The sequence below is a fragment of the Arthrobacter crystallopoietes BAB-32 genome, assembly GCF_000328305.2.
GTDB classification, from domain to species: Bacteria; Actinomycetota; Actinomycetes; order Actinomycetales; family Micrococcaceae; genus Crystallibacter; species Crystallibacter crystallopoietes_A.
Genome location: NZ_ANPE02000008.1, coordinates 1 through 4132, shown reverse-complemented (window position 1 = coordinate 4132; position 4132 = coordinate 1). Strand labels below are relative to the sequence as shown.

Genomic DNA, 4132 nt, shown 5'->3' with positions numbered 1-4132 from the left:
CCGCCTGGGCGAGCAGCACGAGCCCGGCGGCCTTGGCCGCGGCCAGGACACCCAGCAGATAGAGCGCGCGCTTGCTGGCAGCGCCGACCGGCAGCAGCGGCTTCACTGCGGAACGACGGCGTGGGCGGCCGGGATGGAGGCGGCGCTGACGCGCTTGCGGAACACCCAGTACGTGTAGCCCTGGTAGACCAGCACGGCCGGGATGCCGAACGCGCCGATCACGCTCATGATGCCCAGCGTGTAGTCGGAGGACGAGGCATTCTCCACCGTGAGGGAGAACGCCGGATCAAGCGTGGAGGGCAGCACGATGGGGAACACCGCGGTGAAGATCGTGGCGGTCCCGGCCACGAGGAACACGCCCAGCGCGGCGAAGCTCAGGCCGTCCTTTCCCCTGCGGGCCAGCAGCCACGCCGAGGCGGCTCCCAGCACGGCCACGGCCAGCGTCATGCAGGTGACGGGCTTGCCGCCGGCCAGCACCACTACGATGGCCCAGAGCGCCATCGGCAGCAGCGCCACCGGGAGCCAGCGCACCAGCAGCCGGCGCGCCCGGAGGCGGATGTCGCCGTCGGTCTTCAAGGTCAGGAAGGCCAGCGCATGGACCAGGCTGAACAGGACCACCGCGGCCCCGCCGAGCAGCGCGTAGCCGCTGAACCAGGCGAACGGGCCGCCCACCCGGTCCCCGTTGGCGTTCAGCGGCAGGCCGGTGGTGGTCAGCGCCAGCATCGCACCCACTCCGAAGGCTGCCACGAAGGAACCGAGCACGATCGCCCAGTCCCACACCGAACGCCAGCGGTCCGAGTCCATCTTGCCGCGGTACTCGAAGGCCACCGCACGGAAGATCAGCGCCAGCAGCACCAGCACCAGCGGCAGGTAGAGGCCGGCGAACAGGGAGGCGTACCAGTGCGGGAAGGCGGCGAAGGTCGCGGCGCCGGCCGTGACCAGCCAAACCTCGTTGCCGTCCCAGACCGGGCCGACGGTGTTGAGCAGCACGCGCCGGTCGGTGTTGGTGCGGGCGAAACCTCGGAACAGCATGCCGACACCGAGGTCGAAGCCTTCCAAGAAGAGGTAGCCGGTCCAGAAGAAGGCGATGATGATGAACCACAAAGTGGGCAGGAAATCCATGTCAGTTCTCCAGTAGGTTCAGGAAGCGGCCGCAGGAATCAGTACGCGAAGGCGAGCACATCGTCGTCGTCCTTCCCCTTGCTGCCGTCCTCGGGTCCGTCGCCGTCCTGCTGCTTGAGCAGTTCCGGCATGGCCGAAGGCACGCCGCCGCGGCAGTAGGCGAACAGCAGCTTCACTTCCACCACCAGCAGCACGCCGTAGACCAGCGCGAAGGCGCAGAGCGAGAAGACCAGTTCGGCCAGGGAAACCCCGGGCGAGACCCCGGCGGCGGTGAACATGAAGACATTGTCGATTCCGTCCGGATCCGGGTTCGGCGCGACGACGAACGGCTGGCGGCCCATCTCGGTGAAAATCCAGCCGGCGGAGTTCGCTCCGAACGGCGCCAGGATGCCGAACACCGCCAGCCGCATCAGCCACTTCGATTCCGGCACCGTGCCCTTGCGCGCGATCCACAGCGCGACCAGGGCGGCGGCGGCGGCGAGCATGCCGAAGGTGATCATCAGCCGGAAGCCCCAGTAGGTGACCTCCATGACCGGCACGTAGTCGATCTCGGTCCCGGCGCGCTCGCCGTAGATGGGGTCGCTGGGCAGGTGGGTGCCGAAGCGCTCCTGGTACTCGGGGATCAGCGTGTTGATGCCCTGGACGTCGGTGGTGAAGTCGCCGTTGGCCAGGAAGGAGAGCAGCCCGGGCAGCTCGACGACGGCAACCATGTCATCGCAGTCGTTGGAGCCAAGGTCGCCGACGGAGAGGATGGAGAATCCGGTGCCGTCATGGCAGGCGGCCTCGGCGGCAGCCATCTTCATCGGCTGCTGGTCGAACATCAGCTTCGCCTGCAGGTCGCCGGTGAGGGACACTCCACCGAAGGAGACCATTGCGACGACGGCGCCGATCCGCAGCGACTGCAGCCAGACTTTGTGGTCGGTGGCGTCGCGGCCGATGGCCGGGTTGCTGCCGACCACCACCTTGCCGTCGGCACCGACGGTGTCGATCCCGTCACGGCGGCGCTTCCACAGGTGGTACCAGCTGATGCCCAGGAGGAAGCCGCCGGCCACGGAGAAGGCGCCGAAGATGGTGTGCGGGAAGGCCACGAGCAGCGTGTTGTTCGTCAGGACGGCCCAGATGTCCACCATGACGGGCCGGCCGTCGATCATTTCGACGCCGACCGGGTGCTGCATCCAGGAGTTGGCAGCGAGGATGAAGTACGCCGAACCCATCGTCGCCAGCGAGGCCGCCCAGATGCTCAGCAGGTGCATCCCCTTGGGCAGGCGCTTCCAGCCGAAAATCCACAGGCCCAAGAAGATCGACTCGACGAAGAACGCGAGCAGCGACTCCAGCGCCAGCGGGGCGCCGAAAACGTCGCCGACGAAGCGGCTGTACTCGCTCCAGGCCATCCCGAACTGGAACTCCTGCACGAGGCCGGTGGCCACGCCCATGATGAAGTTGATCAGGAACAGCTTGCCCCAGAACTTCGTCATCCGCAGGTACTGCTCCTTGCCGGTGCGGTACCAGGCGGTCTGCAGCACGGCGACGGTCAGGCCAAGGCCGATGGTCAAGGGCACCATCAAGAAGTGGTACACGGTCGTGATGCCGAACTGCCATCGCGCGATTTCGAGGGCTTCCACATTTTCCCCTTTGAACTGCCGGGCGGGCGGTGCCGGCCCGGATACAGAATTTCTACACAACGTAGAAATACTCGCTTCTACGCAGTGTAGAACAAATCCGGCAAACCCTGTAAATTAGAGAGGGAAGCCACACGGCCGGGCACTCACGCCGCCGGTGTGGAGTTTGTTGTGGTGTGGATGAAGGATGTAAATGGCCACTCTTGGAGAGCTGGAACGGGCAGTCATGGATCTGCTGTGGGAGCAGAGCGGACAGCCCGAGGGGGAGGCCGCGCTGACGGCCAACGAGCTGCGCGACCGGCTGGCCCGCAGCGGCAGCACGACCCGGGACGGGAAGGAGCTCGCCGTCACGACGGTGCTCACCGTGCTGTCCCGTCTGGAGAAGAAGGGCCTGGTCGAACGTGAACGCGATATCCGGCCGCACCGCTACCGGGCGGTCACCAGCCGTGAGGAACACACGGTGGAGCTGATGCATGAGGTGCTGGGCTCGGCCCGGGACCGCGAGGCGGTTCTGGCCGCATTCATCGGCTCGGTCTCGGCGCAGGAAGCCGAGGCCCTGCGGAAGATCCTGACCGCGTAAGCGTCCGCGCAGATCGCGCCGCCGGGTGTTCTGGGCGTCCTACCTGCTGGCCGCGCTGGCCGTGATTCTGGCATGGCCGGTGCCGGTGATGCTGTCGCGCGCCCGGTGGACTGCCAGGGCACCGATGACGGCGCTCATCCTCTGGCAGGCGATAGCGCTGGCCGGCGGACTGTCCATGATCGGCGCCATGCTCACCTGGGGCCTGGTGCCGCTGGGCGACAACCTCATTGCCGGGCTCCGCGGGCTCGCGGCGCTGCTGATCGAGTACCAGCCGGCACCGGGGCTTGACCTGGTGCACGTCTTCGCACTCAGTGCCGCGCTGCTGCTGGGCGTCCACCTGGTCTTCACGCTGCTGCTGACCTACTACCGCATCCACAAACAGCGCAGCCGGCACCGCTTGCTGCTGAACTTGCTCAGCTCACCGGCCAAGGACTCTCCCAAGACCCTGGTGATCAACCATCCTGCTCCGGTCGCCTACTGCCTCCCCGGGGGCAGCCGATCCGTCACGGTCCTCTCCGAGGCCTGATGGAACTGCTCACGCCGCAGGAACTCCAGACGGTACTCGAACACGAGCGGGCGCATCTGACCCAGCGCCACGACCTGCTGCTGTGGGCCTTCGCGGCCTGGCGCGCAGCGCTGCCCTGGCTGCCCACCTCGCAGCTGGCCCAGCGGGCGGTCAATGAGCTGATCGAAATGCTGGCCGATGATGCGGCACTGAAGACATCCGACCGAAACACCCTCGTGCGGGCCGTCGCCCTGGTCGCCAGCGGCGGCGGGGACCAGCAGGCGGGCGAGGCCGCCGGAGCGCCTG

General features: G+C 67.3%; 3 protein-coding genes and 1 pseudogene. 2 read left to right on the top strand and 2 right to left on the bottom strand.

Annotated features, from left to right (window positions below; genetic code table 11):
- Positions 1–102: 102 nt before the first annotated feature.
- Together cydB and D477_RS00185 are read right to left on the bottom strand one after the other, a co-directional pair.
- A complete protein-coding gene (gene cydB / locus D477_RS00190; RefSeq protein ID WP_005266100.1) occupies positions 103–1122 on the bottom strand; it encodes a cytochrome d ubiquinol oxidase subunit II in 1020 nt (339 codons plus the stop codon).
- Positions 1123–1160: 38 nt separating this feature from the next.
- Positions 1161–2744, bottom strand: coding sequence for a cytochrome ubiquinol oxidase subunit I (locus tag D477_RS00185; RefSeq protein WP_005266099.1), 1584 nt, complete (start codon positions 2742–2744; stop codon positions 1161–1163).
- A gap of 190 nt (positions 2745–2934) precedes the next feature.
- On the opposite strand from D477_RS00185, the gene D477_RS00180 reads away from it, so the two are divergent.
- Together D477_RS00180 and D477_RS00175 are read left to right on the top strand one after the other, a co-directional pair.
- Positions 2935–3321 (top strand): BlaI/MecI/CopY family transcriptional regulator, encoded by a 387-nt coding sequence (locus D477_RS00180; RefSeq protein ID WP_005266098.1) that lies wholly within the window; start codon positions 2935–2937, stop codon positions 3319–3321.
- Between the two features lie 25 nt (positions 3322–3346).
- Positions 3347–4132, top strand: a pseudogene (locus tag D477_RS00175) (M56 family metallopeptidase); the annotation flags it as partial.